Source organism: Streptomyces sp. f51 (assembly GCF_037940415.1).
Taxonomy (GTDB): Bacteria; Actinomycetota; Actinomycetes; order Streptomycetales; family Streptomycetaceae; genus Streptomyces.
The window spans coordinates 7,063,732-7,080,762 of sequence record NZ_CP149798.1; the positions used below are offsets into that span (position 1 = coordinate 7,063,732).

Sequence of the window (17,031 nt, forward strand, 5' to 3'; positions counted from 1 at the left end):
GCATGCTCAGGCTCAAGGAGTGGGCGTCCTTGACCGCCCCCGGGCGGTGATCGCCCGCCGGGCCTGCACATCGGGCGGACAAGCAGGAACATGGTCCTGTAGAGGATGAGAGCTTCATGGTTTCTGCTCAGGAAGGTTCCGACGCGCCCGTGTCCGAAGGACCGGGCGGTCCCCTTGACGCGTCCACCGACGCGGCGGCCGTGGTGTCGGCCGACGGGGTCGTGATCGGCTGGACCAGGGGCGCCGAGGCGCTCCTCGGGCACCCGGCCGCCGAAACGGTCGGCTCCCCGGCCGCCCGGCTGCTCGCGATGCCCAGGGACCCCTCACGGGTGGCGGCGGTCGCCGAGCGCTGCCGCGGCGGAGTGGGCTGGAGCGGTCGCGCCCCCCTGCTGCACCGCGACGGCCGGCACATCGAGGTGGACCTGCGGGTCTCCGCCTCCTTCGGCATCGGCGGCAGCGAGTGCTTCCTGATCTCGGCACGGGACCGCAGACGGCAGTGGACGGTGGGCCCGTCCTTCCTCGACGGGTTCCTGACCCGCTCGCCGGTCGGCATGGCGGTGCTCGACCTCCAGCTGCGCTACGTCTGGATGAACGACACCCTCGAACACCTCGGCGGTGTGCCCCGCGACCAGCGGCTCGGACGGCGGCTGACGGAACTGCTGCCGGGACTCCAGGCGGAGACCATCGAGGGACTGATGCGCAAGGTCCTCGCGACCGGCGAACCGATGATCGACTACGAGTACCTGGGATGGAGCTGGGCCGACCCCCACCGCCGGCACGCCTACTCGTCCTCCTTCTTCCCGCTGCTCGGGGTCGACAACTCCTACACCGGCGTCTGCTACATGGTCCTGGACGTCACCGAACGCTGGAACGCCCGGCAGCTCCTGTCGCTGGTCAACGAGGCCGGGACCACCATCGGCGGGACCCTCGACGTCATGCGCACCGCCCAGGAGATCGCCGACTTCGCCGTCCCGCGGTTCGCCGACTTCGTCATCGTCGACCTCCTGGAGTCCGTCCTCAGCACCGAGGGGCACGGCGCCTGGCTCTCGGACGCCGGTCCAGCGCCCGCCAGACCGATGATGCGGCGCGCGGGGATGAGCTCCGTACGGGAGGGATGCCCGGAGGCCGTGGCCCGCGTCGGCGACCGGGCGGACTTCCTCCCGCCGCCCCACGACGTGCTGCTGCTCACCAGCGGCGAGCCGGTCCTGATCCCGGTCCTCGATCCGGACGACGACCTGTGGATCGCCGAGGAGCCCGCGAGAGCGGCCAGCATCCGCCGGTACGGCCTCCACTCCCTCATCTCCGTGCCGATGCGGGCGCGCAACACCGCCCTCGGACTCACCACGTTCCTGCGCTCGCTCAACCCGGTCTCCTTCCAGCCCGACGACGTCCTGCTCGCCCGCGAGGTGGTGGCACGCGCGGCGCTGTGCGTCGACAACGCCCGCCGCTACACCCGCGAGCACACCGCGGCGGTCACCCTCCAGCGCAGTCTGCTGCCCCACGCGCTGTCGGGCGGGACGGCCCTTGAGGTGGCCTCGTCGTATCTGCCCGCGGACCCGAGCGGCGGGGTCGGCGGCGACTGGTTCGACGTCATCCCGCTCTCCGGAGCCCGGGTCGGCCTGGTCGTCGGCGACGTGGTCGGCCACGGCATCACCGCCGCCGCCACCATGGGCCGGCTGCGCACCGCGGTGCAGACCCTCGCCGACATGGAGCTTCCCCCCGACGAACTGCTGGCGCACCTCGACGACCTCGTGCTCCGGCTCAGCGAGGAGCGCACCCAGGAACAGCGGGCCGACGGAACCGTCACGGACCAGGAGGCGGCCCGGCGCACCACGGACCAGGAGGCCGTCCGGAGCACCACCGCGTCCTTCCTCGGCGCGACCTGCCTCTACGCCGTCTACGATCCCGTCACCAGGCGCTGCACGATGGCCAGGGCCGGTCATCCGCCCCCCGTGTTCGTAGCGCCCGACGGCCAGTTCTCCTATCCGGAGCTGCCTGCCGGCCCTCCGCTCGGCCTCGGCGGGATGGCCTTCGAGAGCCGGGAGGTCGAACTCGACGAGAACACCCTCATCGGCCTCTACACCGACGGCCTGGTGGCGGGAGCGCACTACGACATGGAGCTCGGCATGGCCCAGCTGGGGGAGCTGCTGGCCCGGCCCGACCCCGATCTCGACGCGCTGTGCGCGGCCGCCGTACGGCAGCTCGTGCCCGTTCCCCAGCCCGACGACATCGCCCTGCTCCTGGCCCGCACCCACAGCCTGGGGGACGACCATGTCCTCTCCTGGGAGGTACCGGTGGACCCGGCCGCCGTCTCCGAGCTGCGGGCCCGCGCCACGAGCGCCGTGGAAGGCTGGGGACTCGGGGAACTGACCATGACCACCGAGCTCATCGTGAGCGAACTCGTCACCAACGCGATCCGCTACGCCGTCCCCCCGATCCGGCTGCGCCTGCTCTGCGACACCCGGCTGACCTGCGAGGTCTCCGACGCCAGCAGCACCGCCCCACGGCTCAGACACGCCCGGAGCACGGACGAGGGCGGCCGGGGCCTGTTCCTGGTGGCCCAGCTCGCCCACCGCTGGGGCGCCCGCTACACGGCGGAGGGAAAGATCATCTGGGCGGAGCAGGAGATCCCCTGAGGCGCAGCCGCCCCGGGCGCCGAGGCCAGCCGTCCTCGGCGCCGGGGTCGGGCGCCCTCGGCGCCAGGGGCAGCGGCCTTCGGCGCCCGGGTCAGCCGCCCTCGGCGTCGCACCAGGAGCGGTACGCGGCGACCGCCGTGGGCAGCGTGGGGAAGATCCGGTCCTCGCCGACGGACTCGCTCAGACCGTAGGCGTCGAGATCGTCGCGCAGATCCTGCTTGACCCGGGCCATCGCGAACTCGATGCCACGCTCGCCGAGTTCACGGCGCATCTGGTCCAGCGAGTCGAGCGCGGTGATGTCCACCTCGACATTGGCCTCGGCGTTGAGCACGAACCACCGGACGGGGACCTCCTGTTCGGCCACCGCGTCCAGGGCGCTGTGCCGGAAGTCCTCCGCGTTGGCGAAGAACAGCGGGGAGTCGTAGCGGTAGACCAGCAGACCCGGGATCACGCGGGCGTCCGGGAAATCGTCGACGTCGTGCATGCCCGCCAGACCCGGCACCAGACCCTGGACCGCGTCGTGCGGGCGGGCCACCCTGCTCAGCAGCTCGGCGACCGACAGGCCCACGGCCACCAGCACCCCGTACAGGATGTCGAGGGCGAGGACGCCGACGAGACAGCCGACGGCCAGCAGGAGTTCGCGCAGCCGGAAGGACGCGAGGCGGCGGAACCCGGCCAGGTCGATCATCCGGATCGCCGCGTAGACGACCAGCGCGCCGAGGACGGCCGACGGCGTGTCGGTGAGCAGGGGACTCAGGAAGAGCAGGACGGCGAGGACGGACACTCCGGCCGTGAGCCCGTACGCCTGGGTGTGCGCGCCCGTGGACTGCGCGAGTGCCGTACGGCTGGCGCTGCTGCTGACCGGGAACCCCTGAAGGGTGCCCGCGCCGAGGTTCGCCGCGCCCAGCGCCAGCAGCTCCTGGTTCGCGTCCATCGTCCTGCCGCCGTCCTCGGCCGTGAAGGCGCGCGCGGTCAGGATGAAGTCGGTGTAGCCCACGAGCAGGACACCGACCGCGGGCAGCAGCAGCTGGGGCAGGGTGTCGAGCGGCGGGAAGTCCGGGCGGGGGAGTCCGGCCGGGATCTCCCCGATCACCGCGATGCCGTGGTCCTGGAGGCCGAAGGCCGCCACCACGGCCGTACCGGCGACCAGCACGAGCAGCGGCCCCGGGACGCGCCAGCGAAAGCGCGTGGCCAGATACAGCACGACCAGGGCCGCCGCGCTGAACGTCACCGTGGCGGGATGGATCTCGTCCAGGTTGCCGAGGAAGGAGGCCAGTTTCGGGAAGAACCCCGAACCCTCCGTCGGCACCCCGGTGAGCTTCGTGAGCTGATCCACCATCATGATCAGGGCCACGCCCGCCAGATAGCCGATCAGCACGGGCCGGGAGAGCAGATCGGCCACGAAGCCGAGCCGGGCCGCCCAGGCCACCAGACACATCAGGCCCACGGCGACGGCGAGCGCCGAGGCCAGTACCGCGTACCGCTTCGGATCGCCGCCGGCGAGCGGTCCCACGACCGTCGCGGTCATCAGCGCCGTCGTCGACTCGGGCCCCACCGACAGCAGCCGCGACGAACCCAGCAGGGCGTACAGCACGATGGCGGGCAGGATCGCCCACAGACCCACCACGGGCGGCAGCCCGGCGACACTGGCGTACGCCATGACCTGCGGCACCAGATAGGCGGCCACCGTCACCCCGGCCAGCAGGTCGCCGCGCAGCCAGCTCCGCCGGTAGTGCCTGAGCACCGGGACCCCCGGCAGCGCCGGCACAGGGATGCGCCACCCTCCGCCCGGAGTGCCGTGGTGCTTCGACACGGGCCAGTCCTTCGGATCGTGGCGGCGGGTCCATGGACAGGGCCCGTGCGGTCAGTCGGTACGCCGGGCTCTGCGGGCCAGGAACTTGCCCACCTCCCACACGACCAGGAACGCGACGGCGGACAGCAGGGCCCAGCCGAACTGCCGCGCGTCGATCTCGGTGGTGCCGAGGATGCGGCGGAACCCGTCCAGCTGGGTCACCGCGACCGCGAGGACGAACTGGGCGAGCGCCGTCCAGTTCATCTGCTTGCTGTCGAACGTGCTCGGCGTCAGCACCGAGTCCGTCTCGCTGCGGCATTCGAACGCGGCCACGATCAGACAGAGCGCGAACGCCGTGAACGCGATGGAGCTGCCGATCCGGACGCTGTCGTAGTGGGATTCGCCCAGCTTGATCAGCCCGAGCAGGATCAGCGTGATCGCCAGTCCGCTCAGGCCCACCGTCACCATGACGGGCCGCGTCAGCACCGACTCCCCCCGCGGCCGCGGCCTGCGCCGCATCAGCCCCGCGCTCTCCTGGTCGAAGCCGAGCGCGAAGCCGAACGAGGCGTTGACCACGAAGTGGATCCACAGCACCTGCGGCGGGGTGAACGGCTCACCGGCCGCGATGTTGAAGATGGTCGCCCCGAGGAAGGTCAGCACGAACGTGACCAGCAGCAGCAGGACGAACCGGATGTACTTGGTGAGGTTGTCGTAGAGCTTGCGGCCCTGCTCGACGGCGTACACGATCGTCGTGAAGTTGTCGTCGGACAGGATCATCCGGGCCGCGTTCTTCGCCACGTCCGTACCGCTGCCCATGGCGATGCCGATGTCGGCGGCCTTGATGGCGGGGGCGTCGTTGACACCGTCGCCGGTCATCGCGACGACGGCGCCCTTCTTCTTCAGCGTGTCCGCGAGCAGCACCTTGTGCTCGGGCGCGACCCGCCCCACCACGCCGATGCCGTCGATACGGGCCAGCCGCTCGCTCTCCGGCAGCGCGGCGAAGTCGGCGCCGAGCACGGCCTCGCCCGGAATCCCCAGCTGCCGGGCGATGGCGGCACCCGTGGTGACATCGTCCCCGGTCACCATGCGGACCCGGATGTGGGCCGCCTGGGCACTGGCCACCGCCGCCTTGGACTCCTCACGCGGCGGGTCGACCATCCCGACCAGGCTCGTCATCCGCAGCCCGGTGACATAGCCGAGCAGGTCCCCGTCCGGATCGAACGCGGCCGGGTCCAGGTCCCGGGTGGCCGCCGCCATCACCCGGCGTCCCTCCCCGCCCATGCGCTCGCCCTGCTCGTCGGCCCGCCGGCCGAGCTCCGCGTCCCACGGAACCGTCGCGCCACCCGACAGCGCGCTCGTCGCACGCGCCTGGACCGCCGGGGCCGCGCCCTTGACGAAACAGCGCACCACCGGGCGCCCGCCCGCGTCCACGGTGGAGTTGAAGGTGGCCATCAGCTTGTACGTCGGGTCGAAGGGCAGCGTGGCCAGCCGGGGCAGCCGCTCCCGGGTGGCCTCGATGTCAAGACCGGCCTTGTGGGCCAGCACCAGGAACGCGCCCTCGGTGGGATCGCCCACGACCTCGCCGTCCACCAGCTTGCCGTCGTTGGCGACGAGGTAGGGAAGGATCGCCTCCTCGATGCCGGCGGAGGAGCCGGCGGCGTGATGGATCCGCCCTTCGAGGCCGTAGCCCGTGCCCGAGACGGTGTAGCGGTCGGAGGGTGTCACCACCTCGACGGCCGTCATCTGGTTCATCGTCAGGGTGCCGGTCTTGTCCGAGTTGATCGCCGACGTGAACGCCAGGGTCTCGACGGACGGCAGCTCCTTCACGATCGCGTTGCGCCTGGCCAGATTGAGGCTGCCCACGGACAGGATCGCCTGGGTCACCGTGGGCAGGGCCTCGGGAATCGCGGCGATGGCCAGCGAGACGGCGCTCACGAACAGGGCGTCCCACGCCTGGTCGCGGCTGCGGCCCAGCGCGAACATCACGATCATGGTCAGGCCGGCCGCGGCGGTGATCCACAGCGTCAGCGTGTCCAGTTCCTTGGTGAGCGGCGCCTCCTCCTTCTCGGTCGCCGACAGCATCTCCGAGATCTTGCCGAGCTCGGTGCCCTCACCCGTCCCGGTGACGACCACGAGACCGCTGCCGTGGGTCACCGGGGTGTGCATGAACGCCATGTTCGACTGATCGCCGGGGCCCAGCACGATCTTCGGCAGGGTCGCGGCGTCCTTCGAGGCGGGGACGCTCTCGCCGGTGAGCGCCGACTCGTCGATCTGGAGCGCGTGGGCCTCGATGATCCGCCCGTCCGCCGGCACCTGGTCCCCGGCGGAGATGTGCAGGACATCGCCCACCACCACCTGCTCCGCCGGGATCTCCGACTCGTTCCCCTCACGCCTCACCCGGGCCGTCGCCGTGAGCATGGACTGGAGCGCGTTCATCGCGCTCTCGGCCTTCCCCTCCTGCCGCAGGCCCACGACCGCGTTCAGCAGCGTCAGCAGGACGAGCAGGATCGCCGTGGTCCACTCCGCGATGGCCAGCGAGACGACCGCGGCCACCACGAGCACGATCTGCATGTAGCTGCGGTACTGCTCGGCGAACCGCCGCCAGGCCGGCTTCGGCTTCTCCTCCGGCAGCGCGTTCGGCCCGTTCTCGGCCAGCAGTTCGGCGACCCGGGCCGCGGTGAGTCCGGACGCGGGGTCGACACCGAAGGCCGAGGCGACGTCCAGCGGGTCACGCGCGTACCAGAGCTCCGGAGCGGCACGCTCCGGAGCCTTCGGGCCGCTCGACTGCATCGCCATCTCAGCTCTCCGATCCTGGTCCGGTCGTGCCTCGATGCCGCGCCGCGTACGGATCGGCCGGCGCACCCTTCGGAGCGTCGGCCTCCAACTCCCGCCGTGCGGCCCGGAGTTCCTTGCGCGCCGCCTTGCCGACCACCGGGTAGGCGGGATCGATGTCCATCAGCGTGTGCGCCAGGATCGCCGCCGTGGAGATGCGCGCGAACCACTTCCGGTCCGCGGGGACGACGTACCAGGGCGCCCACGGTGTGCTGGTCCGCGAGAGCATCTCGGAGAACGCCTCCTGGTAGTCGTCCCACCGCCGGCGCTCGCGGACGTCGGCCGCGGAGAACTTCCAGTTCCGCTCCGGCAGGTCAAGACGCTTCATGAACCGGGTGCGCTGCTCCTCCTTGGACAGGTTCAGGAAGACCTTGACGACCTTGAACCCGTTGTCGGTCAGGTAGCGCTCCCAGTCGTTGATGGCCCGGTAGCGGCGCTCCCAGAGGTCAGGACCGAGCGCCTCCGCCGGCAACCGCTGCCGGTCGAGGACCTCCGGGTGCACCCGGACGACGAGCACCTCCTCGTAGTGCGAACGGTTGAAGATCGCGATGTCGCCGCGGGCGGGCAGCCTGGCGGCGTACCGCCACAGGTAGTCGTGGTCGAGCTCCTCGGCGGAGGGCTGCTTGAAGCTGCTGACCCTGACGCCCTGCGGGTTCACCCCGCTCATGACGTGCCGGATCGTGCCGTCCTTGCCGCCGGCGTCGAGCGCCTGAAGACACAGCAGTACGCCGTACGTGTCCTGGGCGGCCAGCCTCTCCTGGTACTCGGCGAGCAGCGACACGCCCGCGCGCAGCAGCTCCACCCCCTGCTTCTTCTTCAGGCCGCCCTTGTACCGGGGGTCGAAGTCCTCGCCCAGGTCCACCCGCGACCCGGGCTCGACCCGCAGCGGTTCGATGAGCTTCGCGACACGCTCGGCCCTGGCATCCGTCATGACGACCCCGCCCCTTCTCCTGTCACGGTGAGCACCGCACGGTCATGGGCCCTCACCGACACCTCCCAGGTCGGAGGCGGACGCGGGCGCGGGCCGCAGCCTGGCGGGGATCAAGCGGCCCAGCAGGGGAGAGCGCCGCGGCCGCTCGGCGGACTGCTCCACCGTTCCCGGCGTGCTCGTCCCTCCGGCCCCCGTGCCGCCCGCTGCCGTCGGCGCCGGGGCGGTCCCTTCGGATTCGAGGGCGGAGAGCAGCGCGCGGACCCTGCGCTCGACCAGGATCGGCACGTACGTCCTGACCTTCGCCTGCCGGAAGGAGCCGCGCGCGGTGGCGACCACCTGGTCCACCACGGACGGGTCTACCGAGGGGTACGCGGCCTTCAGCCTGGCCGCCAGACGGAGGAGGGCGACCCCCTCGTCGGCACGGACGTCCTGGGGAGCCGTCGGCGGCGCGGGGGGAACGGTGTCCGCCTGCCGGGCCGGGGCGCGACGCGTCGCGCCTGCTGCTCCGCTCTCGTCGGCCGTGGCTGCCGGCTCGTCCGTCTTCATCGTTCGACCACCCGCGCGCTCGCAAGTCCCGAGCCTCAAGGGGCGAGGACCGCCAGGCCCACGGTCACGATCCGGCTGCCCCGAGACGGCTCGACGGCCGGGTTACGAGGCCGTCCCACTCATTCTGGGACCGGTCGGTCGAAACCGCCTCACGGGCGATCCGCTCCGGCCCGCGGCCCTCGGGGCCCGGCGTCTCGCGGAGCCCCGAAGGGCCGGGAGGCGCGGCCGTCCGCGCCACCCGGCCCGTACCCATGGCCGTGCTCCGCGCCCGCGTGGTCCGGTGGAGAGGGACGACACGGGAACGGGGGTGTGGCCGGGGTGGGCGGGGCGGGCGGCGCGGAGCGCGTGATGTCCCGGTGCGGGCGGGTTGGCTCGCGTCACATCGGTGACGCGGGTGGACACATGGCGTCAACCGCTCGCACCATGAAGGGTGTTGTCCAGACAAGTGCCGTGCGTCAGCCGAGTGCCTTGACCGCCTGGTAGTAGGTCCACGCGGTGCTGTCGCATGTTCCCTTCGTGACGCCGCTGTAGTTGGCGCAGACCCGCTCGAGGTCGGCGTACAGCATGCTGTCGAGGCGCGGCTTGTTGGCGCTGAAGGTGCCGGCGGCCTTGTAGTTGCGATAGCCGAAGTCGTGCCGGGCGCACGAGGTGGCGAAGGGGAAGCCGAACGGGTTGTCCGGCGAGTCGGAGCAGTAGTCGGTGGACCAGTCGAACGCATACGCTGACCAGGCGGCCTGGTTGGCGCGGGCGGCCACCCAGGTGTTGTAGCTCGACGCGCTGGTCTGCGTCCAGTTGGACAGGACTTGGGGCTTGTCGGCCGGGGCGGCGTCAGCGGCTGTAGCGGTCGCCGTGACGGCGACGAGGGCCATGGCCGAGGCGGCGAGGCCGGTGGCGAGTCTTCGGTGCATCCCAACACCTCCATGAGGCTGCGACCCGCCCATCGGGCAGCAGGTTCATGACAAAGATGATCGGCACGGCGACCCCTCTTGCCTAGTGTCTGGACCCCAACAATCAATTAACTCGCGGGAGTTGGGGTGTCATGTTTCAGGTCCGCGACCACCATGGCCGCCTATGGCTGGATGTGTACTCCCGCCCCTCGCTCCAACGTGCAACCTAGAGGTTGCGATAGCGTGCTGGTCGTGCAACCCTGGAGTTGCGTCATTGGCCGCTGTGAAGGAGTGATCCTCATGTCCGAGGACCGGATCGAACGCGAGACCCTGATCGAAGCGCCGCCGGAGAAGGTCTGGCCGCTCGTGGCCGTGCCCGGGTTCTGGGTCGCCGACGAGGCCGACCCGCGCACCGAGGCGGGCAGGGAGGGGGAGTCGACCGTGGTGAAGAACCCCCGGTACGGCGAGTTCCCCGTGCGGGTGGAGAAGGTCGAGCCGCCCACCTACGTCGCCTACCGCTGGGCCAGCGCGTTCCCCGGAGCCGAGTTGAGCGACGGCAACAGCACGCTGGTCGAGTTCACCCTGATCCCGGAGGGCGCGGGCACCAGGCTCCGGGTCGTCGAGAGCGGTTTCGCGGCCCTGACCGGGTCGGAGGAGCTGCGGCGCAAGGCCCACGAGGACAACAGCGACGGCTGGCCCCAGGTCCTGGACGCGTTCAGGAAGCGCGCGGCCCAGCCGTCGGTGTGACCGGGGACCGGTACGAGGAGGTCGACGGCGTCCTCGCCGCGCTGGCCGACCCGACGAGGCGTCGGCTGCTCGACCTGCTGGCGGCCGGGGGCGAGGTCACGGCCACGCGACTGGCCGAGGAACTGCCCGTGTCACGGCAGGCGGTGGTCAAACACCTCGCCGTGCTGGACGCCGCCGGACTCGTCACCGGGAAGCGCGTGGGGCGCGAGGTGCGGTACGCCGTACGCCCGGCCGCCCTGAACGCCACCGCCCGCTGGATGTCCGCCCTCGCCGCCGACTGGGACCGACGCCTGGCCCACATCAAGCACATCGCCGAGGCGACCGAACGGGCGTCACGCGAGTGACCGCCCTGTGCCATGTCCCTGTCTCGTCCCTCTGAACATGTGTGTGGGGCGCCCCCATGTTCATGGGCCCATGTCCTGTCGGCCGGACGGCGTCCGGCCGGTGGCCCGGCCCGCGCCGCCGGGATCTCGGGGCCGTCACCCGGACGGATCCGGGACCGGTCCCGCCCATGACCGGATCGGTCCGTACCCGGACCCGATGCGGTCTGTCCCGTGGGTGCGCGGGACGGTCAGAGTGGGGGCATGACCCGAGCACTGATCGTCATCGACGTCCAGGAATCCTTTCGCGCCCACCCCCTGTGGGAGACCATCTCCGACCCGAAGATCGCCCACCAGGTGGACCGGCTCGTCGGGCTCGCCCGGCGGGCCGGGGACACGGTGGTGTGGGTCCTGCACTCCGAGCCCGGCAGCGACGGCGTCTTCGACCCCGCCCTCGGCCACGTCCGGCTCATGGACGAGCTCACGCGCCAGGACGGGGAACCGCTGATCCACAAGACCTCGCACAACGCCTTCACGACCACCAACCTCCAGCAGCTCCTCACCGAGCGCGGTGTCCGCGAACTCACCATCTGCGGGATCCGCACCGAGCAGTGCGTCGAGACCACCACCCGCCTCGCGAGCGACCTCGGCTACCAGGTCACCTTCGTCACCGACGCCACCGCAACCAACCCCATCCCGCACCGCGACGCCCCCGAGGGACGGAGCGTGGCGGAACTGCTGGCCGACCCCCGCACCCTGAGCGCCGAAGACATCATCAGGCGCACCGAGTACGCCCTGGCCGGACGCTTCGCCACCATCGCCACGGTCGCAGAGCTGGAGACCTCAGCCGCCTCTCGGGCATGATGACCGGATCGTGAGCCACATCGTCTTCCTCCTGGTGCCCGGAGTCCATCTGCTGGACCTGGCAGGACCCGCGCAGGTCTTCTCCACGGCCACAGACTTCGGGCACCCCTACACCCTCGACTACGTCGCCGAGCGGCCCCGGATCACGACCGCCCAGGGACTGCCCCTGCTGGCCGGGACCGACTGGCCCGACCTCGGCCCCGAGGACCTGATCGTCGTACCCGGCTGGCGCGCGCCCACCCTCGCCGACGGGCCTCCCGTCGGCGAGGAGAGCCTGCGGGTCCTCCGCGAGCACCACGCCCGCGGCGGCACCGTCGCCAGCGTCTGCGCGGGAGCCGACGCGCTCGGCCGGGCCGGGCTGCTCGACGGCCGCCGGTGCACCACCCACCACGACGTCCAGGACGAACTCGCCCGCCGCCATCCGAAGGCGACCGTGATCCGCGACGTCCTGTACACCGAGGACGACCGGGTGGTCACCTCGGCGGGCATCGCCAGCGGGATCGATCTGGCCCTGCACCTGATCGCCACCCGGCACGGCCCGGCGGTGGCCGCGCAGGTCGCCCGGGACATGGTGGTCTACGCACGGCGCAACGGCCACGAACCCCAGGCCAGCGCGATGCTCCGGCACCGGTCCCACCTGGACGACACCGTGCACCGCGCCCAGGACCTGCTCGACGCCCGCTTCGACCGCCCGCTGCCCCTGCCGGAACTGGCCACGGCCGTGGGCGTGAGCGAACGCACCCTCACCCGCCTCTTCGCCCGCGCCACCGGCGGCCTCACACCGCTGCGCTACCAGCAGTCCCTGCGTCTGGAGCGGGCCGAGCACCTCATCAGCCACGGTGTCACCGTCGACGCCGCCGCCCGCGCGGTGGGCTTCGAGGACGCCCGTATGCTGCGCCGCCTGCGAGCGCGCGCCGCCTGAACTCAGGGCTCCTGTCCCGCCCCCGTGAGCGTCGACCGCTGGCGCGCGGCCCGCACGGCCGCGGTCAGGGAGGCGATGTCGTAGGCGCCGTAGTGACGGCGGCCGTCGACGAAGAACGTCGGCGTGCCCGACACACCGCTGAGGTCGGCCGACTCGACGTCCATCGCGATCCGGGCCGCTGCCGCCCCGCCCCGCAGATCCTCGCGGAAACGGCCGCTGTCAAGGCCCAGCGCGGCCGCGTACCGGAACAGGTCCTTGGGCCCAAGATCGCCCTGGTGCCCCATGAGCAGGTCGTGCATCTCCCAGTAACGGTCCTGCCGTGCCGCGGCCTCGGCGGCCTGCGCGGCGAGCTGGGCGTTGGGGTGCACATCGGTGAGCGGCAGATGGCGCCACACATAGCGGACGTCACCGAAGTCGGCGAGCAGTTCACGGACCACGGACTCGGCCAGACCGCAGTACGGACACTCGAAGTCCCCGTACTCGACGAGGGTCACCGGGGCGTCCAGCGGCCCGCGCACATGGTCGCGTTCCACGTCGACGGGTTCGCTCAGATCGACGATCGCCCGGGCGGTGCCGAGGAGCGCCAGCGCCCGGGAGCGCCCGGAGAGGGCACCGAGCACCAGGGTGACGACCCAGGTGAGCAGGAACGAGCCCGCGACCGCCGTCAGAATGCCGATCTTCGCCTGCGCCAGCCGGTCACCGTCGAAGGCCAGCGACGCGATCAGCAGAGCCACCGTGAAGCCCACTCCGGCCAGCGTGCCACCCGCGGTGATGGCGCCCCAGCCCACCGGCGGGTGCAGCCGTCCCCGGCCGGCGCGCGTGGTCAGCCAGGTGCCGCCGATGACGCCGACGGGCTTGCCGAGCAGATAGCCGAAGAGGATGCCGAGGGTGACGGGGGAGGTGAAGGCGTGCGCCAGCTGACCCGCGCTCAGGGTGATCCCGGCGTTGGCCAGCGCGAACAGCGGCACGATCACGTAACTGGTCCAGGGATGGAACATCTGCTGGAGCCGCTCGTTCGGGGAGAGCGTCGAGGCCAGACCACGCCGTACCGTGCGCTCCAGCTCCGGCGTCGGCTGCTCGCGAAAACGCCGGAAGAGCCGGCTGGCGTGCTCCAGATCGCCGCGGTCGGCCGCGTACGCGTAGGTCAGCATGCCCATCGCCAGGCCCGTCACCACGGGGTCGACACCCGACTTCAGGAGCGCCACCCAGATCGCCACGCCAAGCACGCCGTACAAGGATGGAAAGCGCGCGCCGATCGTGCGCCGCAGCACCAGGACGACCACGAACAGACCGAGCGCCGTCAGCAGGGCGGGCAGCGCGATGGTGTCGCTGTAGGCGAAGACGACGACGGCCAGGGCCAGGAAGTCGTCGACGACGGCGATGGTGAGCATGAAGACCCGCAGGCTGCCGGGCAACCGGGATCCGAAGACGGCCAGCATGCCCAGGGCGAAGGCGGTGTCCGTCGACATGGCGGCACCCCAGCCGTGCGCCGCCGAGCCGTGCCCCGCGGTGATGGCCAGGTACACGACGACGGGGACGACCATGCCGCAGAGCCCCGCCAGCAGCGGCAGAGTGACCCGGCGCCGCTCCCGCAGCTCGCCCAGGTCGAACTCGCGCCGCGCCTCAAGACCGACGACGAAGAAGAACAGCGTCATCAGTCCGCTGTTCACCCACGCGCGCAGGTCCATCGACACCCCGCCCGACCCGACACGGACCGACAGCTCGGTGCTCCACACCTTCTCGTACGTGCCGGGACCGATGTTGGCCCAGGCCAGCGCCAGCAGCGCGGCGGCCAGCAGCACGGCGGCGCTGCCCGTCTCCGTCCGCAGGAACGCGTGCAACGGGCTGCGGGCACGGTTGCCGCACTGGGTCCTGCCGGACAGGGGCGAGGCGTCGGAAGGCATGGTCACTCTCCGATTCTCGCCCCGGATCCGGCACTTCCCCACGCGACCGCGGTCGGCTGTCCGCGGCCGGGCGGCTGACGGGCACCCGGACCGGTCAGGATGGGAGAAGCGCCGACGGCCCTGTCTCGCCTAGCGTGGCGCAAGGTGCCCCCGGCGCGCCGGGCGAAGCTGGTTGGATCGGGGCAGGCGATGCCGGCGGGGCCCGCGAAGGCGGCCCCGCCCGACAGATGGAGAGACGATGAGCAAGGCCACGAGGACGGACCCGCGGTCGTCCGCGCCGCACGGTGCCGACAGCCACGATCTGATCCGGGTGCTCGGCGCGCGCGAGAACAACCTCAAGGACGTCAGCATCGACATCCCGAAGCGCCGGCTGACGGTGTTCACCGGGGTGTCCGGCTCGGGCAAGAGCTCGCTGGTGTTCAACACGATCGCCGCCGAGTCGCAGCGGCTGATCAACGAGACCTACAGCAGCTTCGTGCAGGGGTTCATGCCCACGCTCTCGCGGCCCGAGGTCGACGTCCTGGAGGGACTGACCACCGCGATCATCGTCGACCAGCAGCGGATGGGCGCCGACCCCCGCTCCACCGTCGGCACCGCCACCGACGCCAACGCGATGCTGCGCATCCTGTTCAGCAGGCTCGGCAAGCCGCACATCGGGCCGCCCAGCGCGTACGCGTTCAACGTTCCCTCGGTCAGCGCGAGCGGCGCCATCACCGTGGAGCGCGGCGCCAAGAAGGCCGTGAAGGCGACCTTCAACCGCACCGGCGGCATGTGCGTGCGCTGCGAGGGCCGGGGCACCGTCTCCGACATCGACCTCACCCAGCTCTACGACGACTCCAAGTCGCTCAACGACGGCGCGATCACGATCCCCGGGTACGGCTCCGACGGCTGGAACATGCGGCTCTACAAGGAGTCGGGCTTCGTCGACCCGGACAAGCCGATCCGCAAGTACACCAAGCGGGAGCTGCACGACTTCCTCCACCACGAGCCGACCCGCATGAAGATCGCGGGCATCAACATGACGTACGAGGGGCTCGTCCCGCGGATCCAGAAGTCGATGCTCTCCAAGGACAAGGAGGCGATGCAGCCGCACATCCGCGCGTTCGTGGACCGCGCCGTCACCTTCGCCACCTGCCCCGAGTGCGAGGGCACCCGGCTCAGCGAGGGCGCCCGTGCGTCGAAGATCAAGCGCGTCAGCATCGCCGACGCCTGCGCCATGCAGATCAGCGACCTGGCCGCATGGGTCCGCGGCCTCGACGAGCCCTCGGTCGCGCCGCTGCTCGACGCGCTCCGCCAGACCCTCGACTCGTTCGTGGAGATCGGCCTCGGCTACCTCGCCCTGGACCGCCCCGCGGGCACGCTGTCCGGCGGCGAGGCACAGCGCGTCAAGATGATCCGCCACCTCGGCTCCTCGCTCACTGACGTCACGTACGTCTTCGACGAGCCCACGGCCGGTCTGCACCCGCACGACATCCAGCGGATGAACGACCTGCTGCTGCGGCTGCGGGACAAGGGCAACACGGTGCTGGTCGTGGAGCACAAGCCCGAGACCATCGTGATCGCCGACCATGTCGTCGACCTCGGCCCCGGCGCGGGTACGGGCGGCGGCTCCGTCTGCTTCGAGGGCACGGTCGAGGAACTGCGCAAGGGCGACACCGTCACCGGCCGCCACTTCGACGACCGGGCCAAGGTCAAGGAGACACCGCGCGAGCCCACCGGCACGCTGGAGATCCGCGGCGCGTCCGCGAACAACCTGCGGGACGTGGACGTCGACATCCCGCTCGGGGTGCTGGTCGTCGTCACCGGTGTCGCGGGCTCGGGGAAGAGCTCGCTGGTCCACGGGTCCATCCCCACCGACGAGGGCGTGGTGTCGGTCGACCAGGCCCCGATCCGCGGTTCGCGGCGCAGCAACCCGGCGACGTACACCGGTCTGCTCGACCCGATCCGCAAGGCCTTCGCGAAGGCCAACGACGTCAAGCCCGCGCTGTTCAGCGCCAACTCCGAGGGTGCCTGCCCCACCTGCAACGGCGCCGGCGTCATCTACACAGACCTCGCCATGATGGCCGGTGTCGCCACCACCTGTGAGGACTGCGAGGGCAAGCGGTTCGACGCCTCCGTCCTGGAGTACCACCTCGGCGGCCGTGACATCAGCGAGGTCCTCGCGATGTCGGTGGACGAGGCGGCGGAGTTCTTCGGCGAAGGCGAGGCGCACACGCCCGCCGCGCAGCGCATCCTCGCCCGCCTCGCCGACGTCGGACTCGGCTATCTCACCCTCGGGCAGCCGCTCACCACGCTGTCCGGCGGCGAGCGCCAGCGGCTCAAGCTCGCCACGCACATGGCGGACAAGGGCGGTGTGTACGTCCTCGACGAGCCGACCACCGGCCTGCACCTCGCCGACGTCGAGCAGTTGCTCGGACTCCTCGACCGGCTCGTCGACTCCGGCAAGTCCGTCATCGTCGTCGAGCACCACCAGGCGGTCATGGCCCACGCCGACTGGATCATCGACCTCGGCCCCGGAGCCGGCCACGACGGCGGCCGGCTCGTGTTCGAGGGCACCCCGGCGGACCTCGTCGCCGCCCGCTCCACCCTCACCGGCGAACACCTGGCGACGTACGTCGGCGCCTGACGGGACCGCGTGACGCGGGGCGGG

12 protein-coding genes are annotated in these 17,031 nt (G+C 71.4%); 6 read left to right on the plus strand and 6 right to left on the minus strand.

The window, feature by feature from the left end; all coding sequences use genetic code 11:
* Positions 1-116 precede the first annotated feature (116 nt).
* On the plus strand, positions 117-2,636 hold the full coding sequence (locus tag WJM95_RS30590) for a SpoIIE family protein phosphatase (protein ID WP_339133597.1): 2,520 nt from the start codon (positions 117-119) through the stop codon (positions 2,634-2,636).
* 91 nt (positions 2,637-2,727) lie between these two features.
* On the opposite strand, the gene sulP is transcribed toward WJM95_RS30590, so the two are convergent.
* From sulP to WJM95_RS30615, 5 genes are all read right to left on the minus strand, one after another.
* Positions 2,728-4,404 carry a sulfate permease gene (sulP, locus tag WJM95_RS30595; protein ID WP_339135956.1) on the minus strand — a complete coding sequence of 559 codons (1,677 nt, stop codon included), beginning with the start codon at positions 4,402-4,404 and terminating at the stop codon, positions 2,728-2,730.
* A gap of 96 nt (positions 4,405-4,500) precedes the next feature.
* Positions 4,501-7,224 carry an HAD-IC family P-type ATPase gene (locus WJM95_RS30600; protein ID WP_339133599.1) on the minus strand — a complete coding sequence of 908 codons (2,724 nt, stop codon included), beginning with the start codon at positions 7,222-7,224 and terminating at the stop codon, positions 4,501-4,503.
* 1 nt (position 7,225) lies between these two features.
* The gene (locus tag WJM95_RS30605; RefSeq protein WP_339133601.1) at positions 7,226-8,191 is read right to left on the minus strand and encodes a polyphosphate kinase 2 family protein; all 966 of its coding nucleotides are present in this window, start codon (positions 8,189-8,191) and stop codon (positions 7,226-7,228) included.
* A 42-nt stretch (positions 8,192-8,233) separates the two neighbouring features.
* On the minus strand, positions 8,234-8,737 hold the full coding sequence (locus tag WJM95_RS30610; RefSeq protein WP_339133603.1) for a hypothetical protein: 504 nt from the start codon (positions 8,735-8,737) through the stop codon (positions 8,234-8,236).
* Positions 8,738-9,192: 455 nt separating this feature from the next.
* Complete coding sequence (locus WJM95_RS30615) at positions 9,193-9,645, minus strand: phospholipase (protein WP_339133605.1); 453 nt, start codon at positions 9,643-9,645, stop codon at positions 9,193-9,195.
* Between the two features lie 279 nt (positions 9,646-9,924).
* Here WJM95_RS30615 and WJM95_RS30620 point away from each other — a divergent pair, with 279 nt between their 5' ends.
* The 4 genes from WJM95_RS30620 (at position 9,925) to WJM95_RS30635 (ending at position 12,477) form a co-directional block, all read left to right on the plus strand.
* Positions 9,925-10,371, plus strand: coding sequence for an SRPBCC domain-containing protein (locus tag WJM95_RS30620; protein ID WP_339133607.1), 447 nt, complete (start codon positions 9,925-9,927; stop codon positions 10,369-10,371).
* On the plus strand, positions 10,368-10,715 hold the full coding sequence (locus WJM95_RS30625) for a metalloregulator ArsR/SmtB family transcription factor (RefSeq protein WP_339133608.1): 348 nt from the start codon (positions 10,368-10,370) through the stop codon (positions 10,713-10,715). Before WJM95_RS30620 ends, WJM95_RS30625 begins: the two co-directional genes overlap by 4 nt.
* Before the next feature lie 240 nt (positions 10,716-10,955).
* Positions 10,956-11,555 (plus strand): isochorismatase family protein, encoded by a 600-nt coding sequence (locus tag WJM95_RS30630; protein WP_339133610.1) that lies wholly within the window; start codon positions 10,956-10,958, stop codon positions 11,553-11,555.
* A 10-nt stretch (positions 11,556-11,565) separates the two neighbouring features.
* A complete protein-coding gene (locus WJM95_RS30635; protein WP_339133612.1) occupies positions 11,566-12,477 on the plus strand; it encodes a DJ-1/PfpI family protein in 912 nt (303 codons plus the stop codon).
* A gap of 2 nt (positions 12,478-12,479) precedes the next feature.
* On the opposite strand, the gene nhaA is transcribed toward WJM95_RS30635, so the two are convergent.
* Positions 12,480-14,381 (minus strand): Na+/H+ antiporter NhaA, encoded by a 1,902-nt coding sequence (gene nhaA, locus WJM95_RS30640; RefSeq protein ID WP_339135958.1) that lies wholly within the window; start codon positions 14,379-14,381, stop codon positions 12,480-12,482.
* Positions 14,382-14,619: 238 nt separating this feature from the next.
* On the opposite strand from nhaA, the gene WJM95_RS30645 reads away from it, so the two are divergent.
* On the plus strand, positions 14,620-17,007 hold the full coding sequence (locus tag WJM95_RS30645) for an excinuclease ABC subunit UvrA (RefSeq protein ID WP_339133614.1): 2,388 nt from the start codon (positions 14,620-14,622) through the stop codon (positions 17,005-17,007).
* Positions 17,008-17,031 lie beyond the last annotated feature (24 nt).

Bases quoted from the DNA above. Each gene is read 5' to 3' on its own strand.
- WJM95_RS30590 (WP_339133597.1), top strand. From the start codon at position 117: ATGGTTTCTGCTCAGGAAGGTTCCGACGCGCCCGTGTCCGAAGGACCG.
- WJM95_RS30600 (WP_339133599.1), bottom strand. From the start codon at position 7,224: ATGGCGATGCAGTCGAGCGGCCCGAAGGCTCCGGAGCGTGCCGCTCCG.
- WJM95_RS30605 (WP_339133601.1), bottom strand. From the start codon at position 8,191: ATGACGGATGCCAGGGCCGAGCGTGTCGCGAAGCTCATCGAACCGCTG.
- WJM95_RS30610 (WP_339133603.1), bottom strand. From the start codon at position 8,737: ATGAAGACGGACGAGCCGGCAGCCACGGCCGACGAGAGCGGAGCAGCA.
- WJM95_RS30615 (WP_339133605.1), bottom strand. From the start codon at position 9,645: ATGCACCGAAGACTCGCCACCGGCCTCGCCGCCTCGGCCATGGCCCTC.
- WJM95_RS30620 (WP_339133607.1), top strand. From the start codon at position 9,925: ATGTCCGAGGACCGGATCGAACGCGAGACCCTGATCGAAGCGCCGCCG.
- WJM95_RS30630 (WP_339133610.1), top strand. From the start codon at position 10,956: ATGACCCGAGCACTGATCGTCATCGACGTCCAGGAATCCTTTCGCGCC.
- nhaA (WP_339135958.1), bottom strand. From the start codon at position 14,381: ATGCCTTCCGACGCCTCGCCCCTGTCCGGCAGGACCCAGTGCGGCAAC.
- WJM95_RS30645 (WP_339133614.1), top strand. From the start codon at position 14,620: ATGAGCAAGGCCACGAGGACGGACCCGCGGTCGTCCGCGCCGCACGGT.